Below are 15943 nucleotides of genomic sequence, written 5' to 3' on the forward strand. Positions count from 1 at the left end.
TGAGAAGATGACCAAAGAAAATAGCGCTTTTCGATCTAAAGATTATTCGACAAGTCTGGAGCGCGCTCTTCAGAACAAGACCAAGAAGCTTGAAATTATAAATGCCACAACTTTAAAAGTGGCGGAGATGATTATGTCGGGGTCGCACTATGACCCCGGCAACCTGTTTAAAACTATATACTCAAAACTGGCGATTGAAGAGGGAGTTAAAAAAGAAAGGCCGGCGGTTAGACGACGAAAGGTAAACTACGATGAAGTTATTTCTCTTCATAAAAGTGGATTATTGCCGCTGGAGATATCGGAGTTACTTTGTGTCAACCGCGTCACTGTGTACAGAATAATTCGATTGAACCGGGAAAAAAAGAATTTCTAATCGTGCTAATTAGCGTGAAAATAGAAAGCCCTGGATTTTCCGGGGCTTCATTTTACTCAAAGCTCAATCATCATTATGATCAAGATCAGAAATATTTGTAAAGTTTTTCAGCATAATTTTTTCATCTGAATGCATCACAGAGCTGTCGATAAACGAATTGCCGCTAACTGTTAAGTTGCCCGAAATCTCAGACTGAGTGATGTGCGCGTTGTCAGTAATAACAACATTGCCGCTGATAACAGAATGGCTGTCAACAATCGCATTACCATTAACTAGCGCATTGTCGGTCACACGTGATTTTTCACCCACATAACCGTCTTCTGCAATCCAACAGTCGCCATCCTGAGAAAGAACGCCAATGCTGTCAACATAACCGCCCTTGTCGCCAGTCTTAACACCGTGCGTATCATTATCTCTCAAAGCAACGAGTTGAAATCGATTATTATTTAAATTATGGATTACGTCATATTTCATAGTTCAAGTCTTCTCTCTCTTTTTTCTATCTCTTTTTTTCTCCAAGCTTGCTGCTTGTTGTATATAATGCTGCAAAAAAGTATTTCCTGCGTCAAATATTATTTTTAACTTTATTTTAATAAGCCGCCACATTTGCGCCGCAAAATTTTCTGACGCGCACGTGCATTATACATACGCGCGCGCGCATTCATCTTTGTAAGTCGTAAAATGGAGTGCATGGTGATCTCTCGGCGGTCACTTGCACAAATTCACACTCAAAATTGAAAAAGCCGCCTCGATCAGATCGGGCGGCTTATGTTGCTATACGCATTTGTTCTCAATTTTCTGCATCTCGCAGCGCTTGGTTAGTCAGCTGGATAATTTCAGTCTTACTGAATGCAGACAGATCCGGAAGATCCGCATCCTTTAGAACATCGGTCAGAATTTCTTTGATATGTTCGGCGTCCATAGTATTACTTCCTAAAATAAGAGCGCACGTTTGGCGCTGCCGGTTTCGGAATATTTTGGGCTCCATGGATCGACATGATTGTCGGCATCAAAATGGCTGTCTACCTCCACAATTTTTTTGCCGAATTCTTTTTCAGCAGCCATTTTGCCACTTTTTGTATATCTATTGGATTTATTGATCCTCATTTGTCTGTTCCCTGTTGTGTTGATGTTGATGGGGTTAATGTAAGGCCAAGGATGAATCCCCCGGCGGCGATAAAAGCAGCAATCGCAAGGATTTTAGTCATTCATAGCCTCAATTACTAAGTTCAAGGCTTCTTCAGTGGCCGAAAGTGCAACTGGCGCATGAACGCGCTCAACATATGCAAAATCCGGATTTGATATGTGGATAGGCAAAGGCTTAGTCGAGCTTTGATTGCTGAAGCCGAAAATGATGATTGCGAAAAACGCAATTAGTCCAGTTACAGACGAAATTACATTCAATGTAGATGCGCCCATTTCTTCGTTCTGGGCGGCGTCGAAGCGGATTCTGTCTTCCAAGGTCAGTGCAGTCATTTTTCCTCATCCTTCTCTTCTGTGGCGTGTTTTTGTGGATTTAGAGCTGGTCTGCGCGCTTGCCGCCGATCATAATCTTTGACAGATCGACAATACCGCCTGTCATGAGCTGCGCACGCAGCTGATCAGCTGCCTCGTAATTGGCTGTGTAATCAGCTTGCGCGGCATGCGCTTTGTTCGCAGTTTTAGCCAAATAATTTGCGCCAGCGAGCACTGCGATAGCGGCAAGACCGATACGAATAAGCGCAAACATTTCCATTTTTCTTTTTACCTCTATTAGATGTCGTTGTATATTTATCATTATACATTTATAACGTTATTGATCAACAGTTATTATGTCTAAAAGTGAATTTATGTTAGGAAATTTCATTTATTGTTAGAATCTCAGTTGGGGATTGACCTATAGATAAAAAAAAGCCCGGTTTTCCGGGCTTTTGCTATCGTAATGGGTAATATTGAGTGAATGAGATTCAGTCCTGGAATTTGACTTTCTTAATTCCAAGGCGGGATTTGCTTAGTCCAGTCCGTGCAGATATCGCAGAACGTTTTTCAGACAAAGCGGCAGCAACGATCGGGTAATCTTCTGGAAGGCCATATTTAATTTTATATTGATCAGCTGTAAGGCCGTGCGCGACTTTTAAATGTTTGCGCAAGTTCGTGAATTTGGCACCGCATTCCAAGCACGTAATTTTGTCGTGCTGGACACTTCCTTCAATCGGGATAATGGGTTTCTCAATCTTATAAACAAATGCAGTCCGGGCATTGTCTGGATCTTTCAAAAAGTCGGGTATTTCGTCCTCTTCGTCCACTTCAACCATTTGTTCGACAGATGCTGGGGGTGTCTGCGCGATTGGTATTTCAGACCGAGAAACAGGAGCTGTTTGAGGTATATTCATTGCGCTCACCGCTCTGTATGCTTCTGCAAATAGCGTGCCCATGTCGGCATCTGGCCTCTTATCGAGCAGGGCAATGGCCAATTTCGTTGCCGCGTCGATGCGCGCAATTTCGATTTCATTTTGTGACATTGGATGACCTGTTATCTTTTGTGGTGTCTTGTTTTAAATTTTATATTTTTTCTGAAATTAGCAGTTGAATGAAGTTAATGCAATTTTTTTGGGGAATTATTAAAGTGTAATCTGTTCAAAAGTGCGGATTTCATATTTTTGCGGGTTCTTGAAAGAGCCTGTGGCCTTAGGATGTACGGAAACCTTATTAAGTACGTTTAATAAAGAATTACGTAAGACCTTATAATTCCTTTATCAAAAATTAGCAGGTTCGTTTTGGATTGAGTTAGAAAAACAATATAAAAATTGTTTTTCCGTAGGTCCGAGTCGATTAATGATACACATAGATCGATGAAATCCTCTCATTTTTGCTTTCACGCCCCTTTCTGTGCTTTGTAAGATAACGCCAGACGTGCGAAAACAGGCAGCTGAACTGCCTTTCTCTTTTAAAAAGGGAATAATTACATCAATCCGGCTATGTCGGCGGCGCGGATGCGCCGCATATCTGTTTTAGATATGCTGGCACTTCAGGCTCAATGAGTGCTTGAGGGGTAAAGTTCAGCTCGTCAAAGGCATCAGCTGGCTGCGGTTTCGCAAAAGTGTCAGCATCAAAATCTGTGTGAGCAAATTCAGCGATTTCACCCAGATGCTCTGTGATAATGCGTTTGACGTCGTCTGCGGTAAAACGACTGTCAAAAAGACCGCTTTGCAGCTTCATGCCTGGACCAGCTAAGCGGTAATAAAATGCTGTGTATTGTGCACGCCAGCTTTGATCAACACCATAATCTCGCAATTTTGCGCGGCGTTCTTCGAGCGTCCGGTTCGATATAGCAAGTGCCGTTCCTTCAGAAACCTTTGATTCTGCCGCTGGCATGTCAAACACGATGCCGCGCACTTGCATTCTCTGGTGATCGTCAAACAGGTCAACCTCTGCCGGATTAATTACTTCAACTGGGAAAGGAACGCTAACATCAGATAGAATGTATGTGTCGCAGACAGCCCCCTCCTCGCGCCAAATTTGACGAAGACGGCCAAGGCCCTGAATAACCTGTCCAGTCGCTGTCTGTTGCAAAACGCCATTCGCGATCGGATCTGAAGACCCTGCACCTTTATATTTCGCAGTCCACTTCTTACAGCCTATCACTACGGTGCGCGACTTTTCAACTTGTTGCCACTCTTTTGCGTCGTGAGTGCCGCCGAGGGCATGAATTGTATCGCTTACAGATTCCACTGATGGCTGTGGGCGTCCGATGACAAAACACGCTTCATAATTCTTATAACCGTCTAAGCCGGCGACTGCGTTAAAATGTTCAAATGCACATTGTTGAAGAGACGGAATCTTCCTCATTTCTTCAGCAACAGACTTGTTAGTCACTACCAAAACTGAGGACATACCTTTGGTTGTGCGAGAGATAAAATCAGCAATCTTTTCAATGTTCTTCTTTTTTGAGAGATATGTTTTGGAATAGGAACGGCTGACGTCTTGAAAGAAGCGCGCATGCGGTGCCGCAATGTCCGCAACAACTGATGATGAAATGTGTCTTCCGAACATTGGCTCAATGAGGCTCATTTCTGCCGTTGCGTCGGCGAAAATGATTGGAGCATAAGAAAGATCTTTATGCACGCCTGACACGGTCATCTTTAAGTGCGTGGTCGCTGTCTTGTCGTCAAACACAAAGGAAATCAGCGGTTGCCAGCCATTTCGCAGGCGATCAATTTTATATTGTTCGACCTTACAGGATGACGTCTGATTGCTGCTTAAATCGTAGGTGAAATCGAGATAAGCTATGTCCTTGAGTTCTTCGATAAAGCCAACCATGCGCATAACGCGCGCATTAAAACTGCGGTTCTTCCAGTCTTTCTCGTCTGATTTGCCCAAAAGCATTGAGTAAATGCTTTTGTGTGCTTTTTCGAGCATTTCCAGTACGTTAATAGATATATTAACATTGCCTGATTGGGCTAATTTTGGATAAAAGTTATGTGTTAGTCGCTTCGCAAAATCGTATGCTCCGACCGGCTTGCCGTCCTTTACATATGCTTTGATTGTCGCATTTAAAGCAGTCAGAAATTCATCAGCTGTTTCAAGAATGCTCGGCTTGTTTTTCAGCAACGCGCGCTGATCTTTAATAGCGACAGATGGGTGCAAGGGCTCATTGATTTCGGCAACAGACAGAATATGCTTTTTTTCAAGTGCCGCGAGTGGGCTTTCATCAACAATGATCGACACAATTCTTCTACCGCGCAAAGCGTAAGGTGTTTTACCACTTTGAAGCATGTTTTGGCTCGCGATCAGGACGCGTGGACGATTGTATTCCAGACGACGAAGCTGGTTTTGAAACCCGCAATCCTCGAAAAAAGGGCAAGTTGCGCAGATTTCTTTCTGCATATCGATCATGTTTGCGCGATGCGGCGCAATCTCTGCTGCTCGTTTGCAGAGCTTCTGATCTGGGTTCTCCGGATCCATTTGTTCAATGGACTTGTAAATTTCGCTTGATATTCCAGTGTCGCGGGTGAGACGATCAGAAAATTCCTGTGACAGCTTGTGATTTGGAACAAGCATCAAAATGATGCCTTCAATATTATCAAGTTTGTCGGGATCGACATAGCTATAGGTTTTTCCTGTTGCTGTAAGAATTTTCGCAACGTGCTGATCAATCGCGTCCGAAAAGCGGACGATTGCGCTATGAATAATTTCGTGCGTCTTTCCTGCGCCAACGCTCGATTTGGCGACGTGCAGGAAATTTCTGCGATTTAACTGGTCTTCGATGACCTGTGCAGGGATGGATTCAGGCTTGTTTTTAACAGTAAGCTCAATGCTATTATCTTCAACAATCGTGCGCGCAATCTGCTGCTCGATCGAATTCTTTACAAATTCTGGTCCGTATTCAATGAGCAAGTCGTTGAAGTCATGGCCGGTGTGCGTACGCTTACCATAAGGCCAAACCTCATTATACATTCCCCCGCGCTTCAAAACCTGACGCTTAATCGCTGCTGCGGCCTTATCTGGTCCAATGTTCGGCTTGCCGTTCGAGGTAAATTGCTTGTCGTCGTCGCGGCAATCAATAAAGTGACGATTTTCTGGTACGTCTAGCTCGCGTGCGGTGCCGCACGTCGCAATAACGGTTAGCTGGCCTTTGAAGGCAAGCCAGATGGACAGTGCTGTTTCAGCGCCCTCTGCGCGAATGAATTCGCCCTTCAGGTCAGTGCCGGGAAAGCAGACGGCATTTCCCTTTTTGTGTCCATGCACGCGCTTTGTCGCGTCATACACCTCTCGTTTGTTGCCATTTTCGTCAAGATAAACAACAGAAACGCCTGTGATCACACGGCGTCCGGCGCATCGTGCTGAAATGTTTTCGATCGCGAAGACAATGCATTTTTTAAAGGGGTTCCAGCGGCAAGCGTCTTCAGGGAAATTGGTGATGTGGCGGGAATTGAGGTATTTTTCGGCTGGCGTTCCGTCGAGCGGCAAAGATGAATGCCAAAATGCATTTGATTCAATGGCTTTTTCAAGAACCGACTTTTCAGTCGTGCTTCTACGAAACGATTTTGATGGTGTGTAATCAGGCTTGATATTAAGCCATTCGCCAGCTGCTTTTAAGACTTCAGGAAACTTCGCGTTTTCAATACCTAACGCTATCTTTGCAATCTCGAAAACGTTCCCACCACGGGCATGAGCAAAATTGTAATAAGAGCCTATTGATGCATCAACAATGGTAACCCCATTGTCGTCGTAGCGCCAAGCGTTGCCGCGTGTTGATTTGTGCTGTTTGCCAAAAGCTTTTTCGCACAGCTGCTCAAGATTGTTGAGAAGCGCTTTTTGTACGTCAGCTTTTTCAAAGCTTTTGCGTATTTGAAAATTCTGCTTTGGTTCAAAGCGCATGTTGGGTTTCCTTCAACGGGTTGAGCGTTGACCGAATTTCCCTAAAACCAATTCTGTGAAAAATTTCCCGAACGTTGTTTATTTCTGATGCTACGGACTTGATAGATTTAAAAAAAAGCCGTATTATCGTAAACATAATTCGGAAAAGATTGTTTCGAGCTGGTTGAGAGCTTATTCAATCTAAAGGGCAGTAGTCTTACCAGGACTGCTGCCCTTTTCCGTTTATAATTGTTGTCCATGCAGCAACAGAAAGCAAGTCATTTATTGAAAAAACTAAATTATTTTTAAATTCGTTTGCTTTTTAGCTTTTTAGATACCAATAAAATTTGATTTTCTCCCCCTTTAAGCATTCACGCGCTCTCTCCTACCATTCATTTAAAATGGTATTCAACATACTCAGTTCGCCAGCCTTCCACGGCTTCACCCACAGAGCTGTGGCCTACATGTATAAAAAAAGCCCCGGAAAACCGGGGCATTTGTTATTTAAAGAGTGTTATTGCTTTTGCTAAAATTTCATCAATGATTTCTTCGGGCAGCTTTACTACTAATTTCGCATCATATTCTTTTAACGGCATCACTCTTGGCATGTCAGCGCGAGCAGTTCCACCCTCTCCATACCCGTCGAGTTTAACCTCAAAAGCATTTGTATGCGATTTGAAAAGGACTACAGGGACCACTACCGTAAGTTCAGATTCATTATTGTATATGTTGGGTGAAACGACAACTACTTCGCTACTAAGTCTCATTCCTTTATGATTTTGGTAGTAAATTTTGTAAATCTCACCACGTTTATATTTACCCATATCATACATCTTTCAATGGTCTAGCGTAGATAAATCCTTCTTCATCCATTCCTCTTTCTTCAAAACGTGGAAAATCGGATTCGTTCATCAAATCTTCTATTTTGTATTCTAATTTTGGTTCAGGAGAAATTACGATCTTTCCGTCTATTAATTCTATACCGCATTTTTGACCAGGAACTATGCCGGACGGATCCAGCACGAGTGGCGGTATTGAGATCATAACGGAGCCGCCTACTTTACGAACACTTGTTGTGTACATATTGCATGTCCTTGTTCAATTATTATTATATTATGTATATTTCATGCCATTATATATAACAAGCAATTATAAGTTATGTGCACAATATTGATATATATTTCAGTGCGTTAGCTCTTTGGGACTGTATGGCCGAAGGGAAATTGCATTTACCTGTCAATGGCATGCCTGAAGTCTTCTATCGAGACTACAGTGGCACATATTCTGATTAGTAAAGCTTGGGAGCATAAGTTTTGCAGTTATACTTCTAATAGATTTTCTTAGTTTTAATGATTTGCAATGCTTACATATGCTTTTGAATTTGATTATTATAACCTAACTTTAAATGCTGGGCTCAGATGGAATATTCAGGAGATTATGATGGCCATAAGACTAAATGATATTGGGGTGAACAACGTCACAGCATACGACCTGATCTCTGGCAACGCTGCGCGGAAAATTGCGAAAAGTCTGTCACCCGAAGAGATTGCAGAGGCAACGCATAAGCACGACGATTACATCATATGTCTGGAAGACGGTCAGCACGTAAAGTATCTTAAGTGTCACTTAAAGAAGCTCGGCTTGACACCGCAGGAATACATCGAAAAGTGGCGTTTGCCACTGGATTATAGTCTTGTCGCAAGAGCGTCGGTAAAAGGGCGAGGTAAGAAGGCGTGGCGGTCACGAAGACGCAACGCTGAACTTAAAGGATAGTAGAGAAAAACCCCGCCATAGCGGGGTTTTGAAACTTAAGAGAGACTAAGATGGGTTAATCTAATTTACCCAATCCCTGTCTTTTCGCATTCTTCTTGCGTTTAAGCGACAACTCTTCACAGACCATTGGATAATCGCGCGGAAGTTTCCATCGATTGCGATATTCGGCTTCTGTTATGCCATAGGTTTCGCCAAGATGACGTTTCAATGAGCGGAATGAGCGTCCGTCCTCTAGACAGATAATGTGATCTGGGAACACGGATTCATCGATCGGAACAGCTGGGTCATTTGTGTCCCGCAATGGCGCATACTGGCTGTTTGCATTGCCTTCTAACACCGTTCGAATTCGGTTGAATATCTGTTGAGCTTGTACTCTGTTTATTTCTCCAGCTTCTAGTGCTCCAAATGTGATTTCATTGGCGATAGACACGAATGTAGACCCTTCCATCGCCTGAATGGGTTTTCTTGCCATTTGTGATGTCCTCGTTTGATATGCTTTTTATCAAGCATTTGTATGCTACAAAATGTATTGTAGTCTATTTAATTTTAGGATTTTTTGGGATTTAAACCAGATTATTTTTATTGAAAATTATTAGAGTATTTTGGAATAAATTTTAAATCGATATCATCGTTCTGGCGTTATTTTTCTATTTATCCGGGCCGTTCGCTGAAGAGATTTTTGTTGTATGTAATCATCAAAATCATCATCAAAATTACGTTTTGGCCGTAAAGACAGTTCAGCGTCCATTCTTGCAGCCGCTTTGCCGCGACGAAGGGCTTCTTCGTCGCTTATAGCACCGTCGGCTTTCTCCATTGCCCGGAGATGTTTGATCGTGCGCTGAACTGGATCTTCCATCATTCTCCCTTTTCTGGCTGATCAATCCGACGAATATAAGTGCTGGTAATTGTGATTAATTCACGTTTATGCGCTTTGGCATCGACGACAAAGCAGCCTTGCTGCGAGACAATTACAGCTTCATTTTCAGCGATTGTTGCTAAATCGATGACACAAGTCTTACTCGAGTTTTGTGCATATGAGGGTTGCGTGAAAAAAGAGAAAGCTACAGCAATTGCTGATACCGCCAAATTTAAGCGAAGTGCATGTGAAAAAGGAAACATCTAGGGCCTTTCCGGGCGGCTCGATGACCGCCCTATTGCATTAAGGACATGTTATCTCTGCAAAGTAGTGGACTGCTCGTTCGTAGCGGATCGGTCTTTGTCGCGATCTTGTGATTGCTGACGCGAAAGACCTTCTTGCCGCGCTGCGCGCAGTTCAGCGGCTCTTAACTCTTGAGCCGCAACTAGCTCCTCGGCAGGAATCGACTCTGCATGATTGCTGTTGTCTTTGTCCTTAAAGGACTCGTGGCGGACATCATTGTCCTGTTTGTTAGTTTGATCGCTCATTTTATAACCTCTATTTGCACAATGATTACAGTAATTTGCCGGGAGGGAATGCTCAAACTAGAGGGGCTTAACTAGCTTGAGTACAGGCTTTTTTCCGTGAGCCTTGCTTTCCTTTAACTCAGTGGCTCTTTGCTCCTGTTCCTTCACTAATTTTCGCGCTGCACTCTTCTCCTTCGCTTCATTTCTATTTTCTACATTTTCTTCGACACGCTCGTGCGTTGCGTCTCGCGCTATACGCTCGCCCTGCTGTTTTGTATTTTTGTTTAAAGCGTTGTTGATCTGTGCATCAGCCACAGGCACTTTGCTGTCCTGTTTTTCCTGCTTTTGCTCGATATCACGAGCTTTTTTAATGATTTCGATTTGATATTCAGGGTCACCAAAACCACTTTGGACAGCCTCATTGTGGCCTTCAAGATCAAATTCGTCAGATCCCAGTCCGAGCGGATGCATTTCGATTGTATTGCCGGCAACTGCTGCGTATTCTGTATCAATTTTCTGGATCACGGCGGGGTCACTCAGGTCAAGATTATCTAATGTTTCCAAACGTTCAGTATTTTGGGATTGCATTGGATCTTGGTCAACAAGGCCACGAGTTTCCAGATACTCGCCATACGTCTGCCCCCACTGCTTTTCATCGCTTTCGTGATAATCGTGGAAATGGGGGTCTTTGTTATATTCAGCGCGCTCTAGTGCCTCTAGGTTTTCAACCTCGGACATATATTCGTCATGCGAACGCATTTCATCCGGCGTATATTCAAGTCGTGCATACCGCTCATCTGTTAATCTGCTACGAATATCATTAATTGATAGCTCAAGCGGCTTATCTCCGTAGAGCTTTCCCGACACATCTGAACCAATCGAAGCTATCTTTTCGTCTGAAAGCGGTTTCTTTTGAAACGTAAAAGTTGTCTCAAAGTCGCGCAGCAGATTGTCATCTGCTGAATAAATAGCATGTGATTTTTCTGCGAGCTTGAGCGTGTTAATGTCTCGGTTGGGCGTACCTTCTGACTCTTGAACTGGTCCATCGATCATAACCTCAACCGAAACTTTCTTTCTTTCAACATCAGCCTTTCTTATTAAGTGTTGATCCAGCTGCTGGATCTGTTCCTCCGGAGAGAAACGTTGACGTTCAACTGAAATAAGTGCTGCAACAGCGTGGGGCGTCATCTCCTGCTGATGGAGCCATGCCTCAAAGCGCATTGGCTCTTTTGGTTTAATGTTGGTCATCGCGTATTTGAGCGTTTTAGCCACAATCAGCTTATTGTCTTCGCGCATTTCACGATACGCGCGTACAGCGGCAGCTTTACCGCTGAAAGCTTCTGTCCAGTCGCGCTTGGCTTGAGATTTAAAATCCAGCCATACTTCTCTAACGTTTGAAGCAGTTAAGGCTTTTCCCTGAGCTTTAAAAACAGCGTTAATTTCGCTTGAACGAAATTCTGAGGCAAATTTTGCGTATCGAGCCTTCATTTCCAGCAAAGCTATTTGCTCAACAACAAATTTCCGCTCTGGCGTGTCAGGCTTCGTTTCTGCCAGTAATCCATCTAGCTTCTTTTTTTCAGATGCTAAGAAGATCATCGTCTTCCGGTCTTCATTGAGAGCATAAGCTTTGGAGCTTACTTGCTGCGCTTTGAAACCGTTCTCTAAGTCTTTCTTTTCTCGCGCTTCTTTATAGAGTCCAAATCGCGCACCGCGTTCGTACCGTTTCATCGCTCTTGAATTTAACGACTTGTCTAATTGTAGCTTGGAAGTCGCTAAATCTGAGGACTGTGCTTGAGTCCAAATAGAGTAGACACCAAAATCAGAATTCGGGCCTTCTAGGTCCGCATCAATTTTTTCTAGTGTGTCATAGTAAGTAAATTGATCGATTTCGTCTGGAACTTGCTCTGGGCGATCAATCATTTCTTGCGCACGAGCGAGCTGCACGTGCTCTTGATTGTTTTCTGCATATTGTGATGCAGCGTCTTTGTCGGCTTTATCGAGATTAGGAAAAAGCTCCTTTTGCTCCTGCCATTCTTCGTAATATCCGGGCGTTTGATACCAATCCTGTTTTGGTTCACCGAACTTTGAAATCAGAACATGTGCAGATAAATCAATGTCTTGACCTGCGAACCCAGCATGGTCATCCAGGTCAGTGAAGGACACAGCGCGGTGTTTCGTTGGCTTGCCTACTTCAACATTCTGGCGCTCACGAATAACCAATTTTACAAGCACACCTTGTTCAGCGAGCTTGCTTCTAAATGTGTCAAAGTCGCGCGCCTCATCAGCACAGGAATTAATAATTTGCGATTTTGACTGCCTAAAACTAGCGTTTTCCTGTTGTGAGGCCACGTCACTACTCCTATGCAATATAAATATTGAGGATATAATAACGTAGATTATGTGCTATAACAAGCGCATTGGACCGTTTATTTTATTCCTGACATTAGCATTTGTGCCACGGTGAAGCCCCCTGCCCCCGCCTTCTGTGTCAAGGACCGCAGATAGCCGCCCGGAGAAGCTATGTGGTCAATCTTATGCAAAATAGAGGCAATCGCCACTGATGCGCTTTCTAAGCCAAAGATCCGGACGGCATTGATGTAGGCGTCATGAGATATACCCAGAAACGATGACACAACTCGGCTTGCATCAATGAGATCTCTCCAATTGCGAATTCCTGAAGACGAATATGCTTGGATATCTGGACATGCTCTGAGAACCATCTCAAGCGAAATGGTTTCAGCTTTCGAGACAGATGACTTTGGAGCCACAGCCTCTGATGCCGTCTCTGTCAAATCTGAAAATTCATCTTTTTCTTCTAAATGGGATTCTGAAAGTGACTCTATATGGTGCCGCTCAAACTGAGCGGCATTGCCGCTCAATTCCGTAGCATTATGATTGTTTTTCAACGTGATAGACAATTCCGACTGGATCACTTCCAAAGCAGTCTTAATTGTTGTCAGTTCTGTCTTTGTGGCACGACGCGGAATGATATCAACGACGCCACGGAACTCACTGAATAAGTCACTTTCATTCTTTTCGGTCAGTTGTTCAAATGCTGCTGCCAGATTTCTGCGAACGACGGAAACCTCATCACGCATGCGTTTGATTGCGCGCTGTTCTTCAAGAACGCGTTCAGCCGCCTGGATGATATCTGATGCTCTTACAAAGAACGGTGAGAGGTCAAAGCCATAAGCCAGTTCAACCTCCCCTGCCCCATTCTTATGTGCATATCGCTTGCAGTTAGGGCTATCTTGGCGAGTGATCAGACCTGCCTGAATAAGAGACGCAAGATGTCTTCTGAGTGTGGATTCAGCCATCATATGAGCACGAATGGAGATCTGCTTGTTGGATGGAAAGACAACAAGCTTCGACTTTGATGTGATGACGTCATCGCTCAGGAATGACAGTAAAGAATTCAGAACAGTCAGGCAGCGATCATTCAGGCCATAGTCAGCCTTAGCGATACAGAGGTGTCTGTATAGTTCCCATTTTTTGATACCCTCGCCTGACTTTTGTGAAGTCGGGACGCGATTGGTCATTCGACTGCGAATAGCAGTCGTTACAGTCTCCAGAATTTGCATTTCCCTCTACCTTTCTTAAGGCAAAAGAAATCCGCTCATCAAAACGATGCCAATGACTCTTGACAGTGATTCATGGAAATGCGATTCTCTGAGTGCTTAAATCTGAGGAAGGCTTCCACGACGGCAACGTCTGGGGGCTTTTTTCTTTTGTGGTTATTCTCCGGATTTCGTATCTTTAAATTCGGCGTGCAATTGATCAAGCTTTTCAGAGAGCCAATCGCCAAATTCGCCGGCGTCCTCACTTTTGAATTTTAAATCGACTTGTGTATCTTTCCGCTTCATTTCGTAAGCGACAGATTTATCAGGCGAAGTCCATTTCCGAGGTTCAGCTACGATAGCAGTTTCCGATGCCTTTTTTGACTTTGTGTTGAGGAACGCAAAGAGGTTTTCCAAGCGCTCGTCGCTGCTCGTCAATTCTTGAAACTCGTCAGTCGTTGAGTGGAGCTGAACATCCATACAAAAGGTCTTGTCCCTCAAAGCTTTCGCAAGCTTATACCACTTGTCGCGGCCTGAGTTTTTGGCGGGACCAATATCTATTATGAGATCGTAAGGGATATCATTTACGACCGACAGCATTTTTGAAACAACTGTTTTATCGACCGATAATGCGGAGATAATCAAATCTCTGCCATATCCACGCTCATCAAGCTCTTTCGTAAATAGAGCTTTTTCAATGAATGAGAGGTTCGCGCGCGCGCTGTTTTCTTGTCCTTGTGCAAGAATGTGTTCTTGATCCGAAAGCTCTTTAACTACTGCTTTGACTGGTCTTCCAAGTTCCACAGCCGCTCGTAGACGACGGTGACCATATACCACCTGATAACGGCCTGTTTTTTCAGGGTGAGGGCGAACCAGGATCGGGGTGTTTTGTCCATGGTCACGAATAGCCGCTATGAGCTCCGCAAAAGCTTCCTTATCGTGACCAATGCGGTCTGAGATGAAGGAGGATTCTATAAGCGCAGGGTCTAATTCAACAATGACCGAACCTTCGCGCAAACGAGCTTCGATATCTTTTGCAGCCATGGCCTGCTGATTGAGCTGGTCAATAGATTTTGTGATCGCCCCGAACGCGCCTTTATTCTTTGACCCGAAAGGCGAGTTGACCGCAGTCAACTTTTCATCAGATTCATTATTCGTCGTAACATCAGGATCAGAGTTGACCGTAGTCAACTTTTTCCCTGTCAAATTACTTAGTAAATTTTTCCTAGACATCACCGACCCCACGCTTTGTGTGTTAGCTGGATGATTTCGTTGTTAACGCGATGTAGTGCTTCCATTGCGCGGTCATAGGTGCTGCGCGTAAATTGGCTACGCTCAACTTCATACAATGTCTGCTTGGTTATTCCTGCATCTGAGATCGCCGTACTCTTGAGCATTTCATTGATTAGTACATGCTGCTTAAAGATGGACCGCATGAACGCGACCATCTGACTTTGAGGGCCATCCGTCGGCTCGTATCGAGTTACGAGATATCGCAGCCAATCAAGCTTGATTGTTGCACCAGCATTTTTTAGCGTTCTCATCAGGTCGCCGAGCATGATCAAAAACTGACACATAGACATAACGTCAAGCATCTGGGGGTGCACAGTGATGAGCATCGCGGTTGATGCAGACAGAGAGGTGAGGGTGAGATAGCCCAGCTGAGGAGGGCAATCGATGACGACAACGTCGTAGTCGTTTGAAACATCGGCAAGTGCTTCGTCCAGCCTACCAAAAAACATTGAACCCATCGCACCGTCTTTTTTAGCAAGCGCAAGAGGCGTATCATACTCATATTCTTGCAATTCAAGATTTGCAGGTACGATATCTAATCCCGGAAAATTCGTCTTCTTTATCAATGAAGAAAGAGACTTGCGTTCATCGTCGTAGCGAAGTGCTTCGTAAAGAGATTCGTTTTGATCGATTTCAGGTTGATAGCCATGAAGAGCGGACAACGATGCTTGTGGATCAAGATCGATGGTCAGCACACGATGTCCGGTCAATGCTAGATGCTGCGCAAGGTGTGCGGTTGTTGTGGTCTTCGCACTTCCGCCCTTGAAGTTGACGACAGAAATAACTTGCAGGTGATCGCCGCCGCGACGGTGAGGGACATATTTCCCAGGAGTTCGGCTGTTCTTGTCAAGAAAATCACGAAGCTCCAGCATCTGCTGTGCGGTGTAAGAACGGCGTCCGGATGCTGTGACCAGAGGCTCCGGACCTTTTCCTTCAAGCGAAAGATTTTTAAGGTATCCGCTTGTTACACCGATATAATCCGCAACTTCAGAGAGTTGAAAAGGTCGAAGTCGTTTCTGCGCATCAGGAGGGAACATTTCTAAACGGTGTTCATGCAGCATTTCAGACAATTCTTGAGCCTGCTGTGTTATTAGCAGGTCAACGTCGGAAATAGTGTCACTCGTAGCTGTAGAAACATTCATTTGAAAAATCCGCACATGCGCTTTTTATTCATTCTGGTTTGTTAAACCGCATGTAGCGCCGATTCTCTTGTGCTTGCAAGGAA

19 protein-coding genes and 1 pseudogene are annotated in these 15943 nt (G+C 44.2%); 2 read left to right on the top strand and 18 right to left on the bottom strand.

Annotated elements, in window-relative coordinates; genetic code table 11:
* The first annotated feature begins 7 nt into the window (after window positions 1-7).
* The gene (locus CEV31_RS12410; RefSeq protein WP_143850927.1) at window positions 8-373 is read left to right on the top strand and encodes a hypothetical protein; all 366 of its coding nucleotides are present in this window, start codon (window positions 8-10) and stop codon (window positions 371-373) included.
* A 63-nt stretch (window positions 374-436) separates the two neighbouring features.
* Here CEV31_RS12410 and CEV31_RS12415 read toward each other — a convergent pair whose 3' ends face one another.
* The 10 genes and pseudogenes from CEV31_RS12415 to CEV31_RS12445 form a co-directional block, all read right to left on the bottom strand.
* Window positions 437-847 (bottom strand): hypothetical protein, encoded by a 411-nt coding sequence (locus CEV31_RS12415; protein WP_143850928.1) that lies wholly within the window; start codon window positions 845-847, stop codon window positions 437-439.
* 316 nt (window positions 848-1163) lie between these two features.
* Entirely contained in the window at window positions 1164-1295 is a 132-nt protein-coding gene (locus CEV31_RS21415) for a hypothetical protein (RefSeq protein WP_268876347.1), read from the bottom strand.
* 11 nt (window positions 1296-1306) lie between these two features.
* On the bottom strand, window positions 1307-1480 hold the full coding sequence (locus tag CEV31_RS21110) for a hypothetical protein (RefSeq protein WP_169717342.1): 174 nt from the start codon (window positions 1478-1480) through the stop codon (window positions 1307-1309).
* A 93-nt stretch (window positions 1481-1573) separates the two neighbouring features.
* Window positions 1574-1849: a hypothetical protein gene (locus CEV31_RS12420; protein ID WP_094507391.1), complete on the bottom strand. Its 276-nt coding sequence runs from the start codon at window positions 1847-1849 to the stop codon at window positions 1574-1576.
* A gap of 40 nt (window positions 1850-1889) precedes the next feature.
* Window positions 1890-2108 (bottom strand): hypothetical protein, encoded by a 219-nt coding sequence (locus tag CEV31_RS12425; RefSeq protein ID WP_094507392.1) that lies wholly within the window; start codon window positions 2106-2108, stop codon window positions 1890-1892.
* 211 nt (window positions 2109-2319) lie between these two features.
* Complete coding sequence (locus CEV31_RS12430) at window positions 2320-2874, bottom strand: MucR family transcriptional regulator (RefSeq protein WP_094507393.1); 555 nt, start codon at window positions 2872-2874, stop codon at window positions 2320-2322.
* A 454-nt stretch (window positions 2875-3328) separates the two neighbouring features.
* Window positions 3329-5809 carry a hypothetical protein gene (locus CEV31_RS12435; protein WP_143850929.1) on the bottom strand — a complete coding sequence of 827 codons (2481 nt, stop codon included), beginning with the start codon at window positions 5807-5809 and terminating at the stop codon, window positions 3329-3331.
* Between the two features lie 270 nt (window positions 5810-6079).
* Window positions 6080-6733: pseudogene (locus CEV31_RS21625) on the bottom strand (DUF7146 domain-containing protein); the annotation flags it as partial.
* Window positions 6734-7212: 479 nt separating this feature from the next.
* Window positions 7213-7536, bottom strand: coding sequence for a type II toxin-antitoxin system PemK/MazF family toxin (locus tag CEV31_RS12440; RefSeq protein ID WP_169717343.1), 324 nt, complete (start codon window positions 7534-7536; stop codon window positions 7213-7215).
* A 1-nt stretch (window position 7537) separates the two neighbouring features.
* Entirely contained in the window at window positions 7538-7795 is a 258-nt protein-coding gene (locus CEV31_RS12445; RefSeq protein WP_094507396.1) for an AbrB/MazE/SpoVT family DNA-binding domain-containing protein, read from the bottom strand.
* Between the two features lie 276 nt (window positions 7796-8071).
* Between CEV31_RS12445 and CEV31_RS12450 the strand changes: the two genes are divergently transcribed.
* Window positions 8072-8485 carry a MucR family transcriptional regulator gene (locus CEV31_RS12450; protein WP_094507397.1) on the top strand — a complete coding sequence of 138 codons (414 nt, stop codon included), beginning with the start codon at window positions 8072-8074 and terminating at the stop codon, window positions 8483-8485.
* 55 nt (window positions 8486-8540) lie between these two features.
* Here CEV31_RS12450 and CEV31_RS12455 read toward each other — a convergent pair whose 3' ends face one another.
* The 8 genes from CEV31_RS12455 to repA form a co-directional block, all read right to left on the bottom strand.
* Complete coding sequence (locus tag CEV31_RS12455) at window positions 8541-8957, bottom strand: MucR family transcriptional regulator (RefSeq protein ID WP_235818090.1); 417 nt, start codon at window positions 8955-8957, stop codon at window positions 8541-8543.
* Window positions 8958-9110: 153 nt separating this feature from the next.
* The gene (locus CEV31_RS12460) at window positions 9111-9344 is read right to left on the bottom strand and encodes a hypothetical protein (protein ID WP_094507398.1); all 234 of its coding nucleotides are present in this window, start codon (window positions 9342-9344) and stop codon (window positions 9111-9113) included.
* Window positions 9341-9604 carry a hypothetical protein gene (locus CEV31_RS12465; protein WP_094507399.1) on the bottom strand — a complete coding sequence of 88 codons (264 nt, stop codon included), beginning with the start codon at window positions 9602-9604 and terminating at the stop codon, window positions 9341-9343. Before CEV31_RS12465 ends, CEV31_RS12460 begins: the two co-directional genes overlap by 4 nt.
* Window positions 9605-9655: 51 nt before the next feature.
* Window positions 9656-9889, bottom strand: coding sequence for a hypothetical protein (locus CEV31_RS12470; RefSeq protein ID WP_094507400.1), 234 nt, complete (start codon window positions 9887-9889; stop codon window positions 9656-9658).
* A gap of 57 nt (window positions 9890-9946) precedes the next feature.
* The gene (locus CEV31_RS12475) at window positions 9947-12217 is read right to left on the bottom strand and encodes a hypothetical protein (RefSeq protein WP_094507401.1); all 2271 of its coding nucleotides are present in this window, start codon (window positions 12215-12217) and stop codon (window positions 9947-9949) included.
* Window positions 12218-12294: 77 nt separating this feature from the next.
* Window positions 12295-13449, bottom strand: a complete 1155-nt coding sequence (repC, locus tag CEV31_RS12480; RefSeq protein WP_094507402.1) for a plasmid replication protein RepC — start codon at window positions 13447-13449, stop codon at window positions 12295-12297.
* A 153-nt stretch (window positions 13450-13602) separates the two neighbouring features.
* Window positions 13603-14658, bottom strand: coding sequence for a plasmid partitioning protein RepB (gene repB / locus CEV31_RS12485; protein ID WP_235818091.1), 1056 nt, complete (start codon window positions 14656-14658; stop codon window positions 13603-13605).
* The gene (gene repA / locus CEV31_RS12490) at window positions 14658-15860 is read right to left on the bottom strand and encodes a plasmid partitioning protein RepA (RefSeq protein ID WP_094507404.1); all 1203 of its coding nucleotides are present in this window, start codon (window positions 15858-15860) and stop codon (window positions 14658-14660) included. Before repA ends, repB begins: the two co-directional genes overlap by 1 nt.
* Between the last annotated feature and the right edge of the window lie 83 nt (window positions 15861-15943).

Origin of the sequence: Brucella thiophenivorans (assembly GCF_002252445.1) — a bacterium.
GTDB classification, from domain to species: domain Bacteria; phylum Pseudomonadota; class Alphaproteobacteria; order Rhizobiales; family Rhizobiaceae; genus Brucella; species Brucella thiophenivorans.

What these genes read in the sequence shown, in the direction of transcription:
- CEV31_RS12410 (WP_143850927.1), top strand. Translation starts at nt 8, where the DNA reads ATGACCAAAGAAAATAGCGCTTTTCGATCTAAAGATTATTCGACAAGT.
- CEV31_RS12415 (WP_143850928.1), bottom strand. Translation starts at nt 847, where the DNA reads ATGAAATATGACGTAATCCATAATTTAAATAATAATCGATTTCAACTC.
- CEV31_RS21415 (WP_268876347.1), bottom strand. Translation starts at nt 1,295, where the DNA reads ATGGACGCCGAACATATCAAAGAAATTCTGACCGATGTTCTAAAGGAT.
- CEV31_RS21110 (WP_169717342.1), bottom strand. Translation starts at nt 1,480, where the DNA reads ATGAGGATCAATAAATCCAATAGATATACAAAAAGTGGCAAAATGGCT.
- CEV31_RS12420 (WP_094507391.1), bottom strand. Translation starts at nt 1,849, where the DNA reads ATGACTGCACTGACCTTGGAAGACAGAATCCGCTTCGACGCCGCCCAG.
- CEV31_RS12425 (WP_094507392.1), bottom strand. Translation starts at nt 2,108, where the DNA reads ATGGAAATGTTTGCGCTTATTCGTATCGGTCTTGCCGCTATCGCAGTG.
- CEV31_RS12430 (WP_094507393.1), bottom strand. Translation starts at nt 2,874, where the DNA reads ATGTCACAAAATGAAATCGAAATTGCGCGCATCGACGCGGCAACGAAA.
- CEV31_RS12435 (WP_143850929.1), bottom strand. Translation starts at nt 5,809, where the DNA reads ATGTATAATGAGGTTTGGCCTTATGGTAAGCGTACGCACACCGGCCAT.
- CEV31_RS12440 (WP_169717343.1), bottom strand. Translation starts at nt 7,536, where the DNA reads ATGGGTAAATATAAACGTGGTGAGATTTACAAAATTTACTACCAAAAT.
- CEV31_RS12445 (WP_094507396.1), bottom strand. Translation starts at nt 7,795, where the DNA reads ATGTACACAACAAGTGTTCGTAAAGTAGGCGGCTCCGTTATGATCTCA.
- CEV31_RS12450 (WP_094507397.1), top strand. Translation starts at nt 8,072, where the DNA reads ATGCTTACATATGCTTTTGAATTTGATTATTATAACCTAACTTTAAAT.
- CEV31_RS12455 (WP_235818090.1), bottom strand. Translation starts at nt 8,957, where the DNA reads ATGGCAAGAAAACCCATTCAGGCGATGGAAGGGTCTACATTCGTGTCT.
- CEV31_RS12460 (WP_094507398.1), bottom strand. Translation starts at nt 9,344, where the DNA reads ATGATGGAAGATCCAGTTCAGCGCACGATCAAACATCTCCGGGCAATG.
- CEV31_RS12465 (WP_094507399.1), bottom strand. Translation starts at nt 9,604, where the DNA reads ATGTTTCCTTTTTCACATGCACTTCGCTTAAATTTGGCGGTATCAGCA.
- CEV31_RS12470 (WP_094507400.1), bottom strand. Translation starts at nt 9,889, where the DNA reads ATGAGCGATCAAACTAACAAACAGGACAATGATGTCCGCCACGAGTCC.
- repC (WP_094507402.1), bottom strand. Translation starts at nt 13,449, where the DNA reads ATGCAAATTCTGGAGACTGTAACGACTGCTATTCGCAGTCGAATGACC.
- repB (WP_235818091.1), bottom strand. Translation starts at nt 14,658, where the DNA reads ATGTCTAGGAAAAATTTACTAAGTAATTTGACAGGGAAAAAGTTGACT.
- repA (WP_094507404.1), bottom strand. Translation starts at nt 15,860, where the DNA reads ATGAATGTTTCTACAGCTACGAGTGACACTATTTCCGACGTTGACCTG.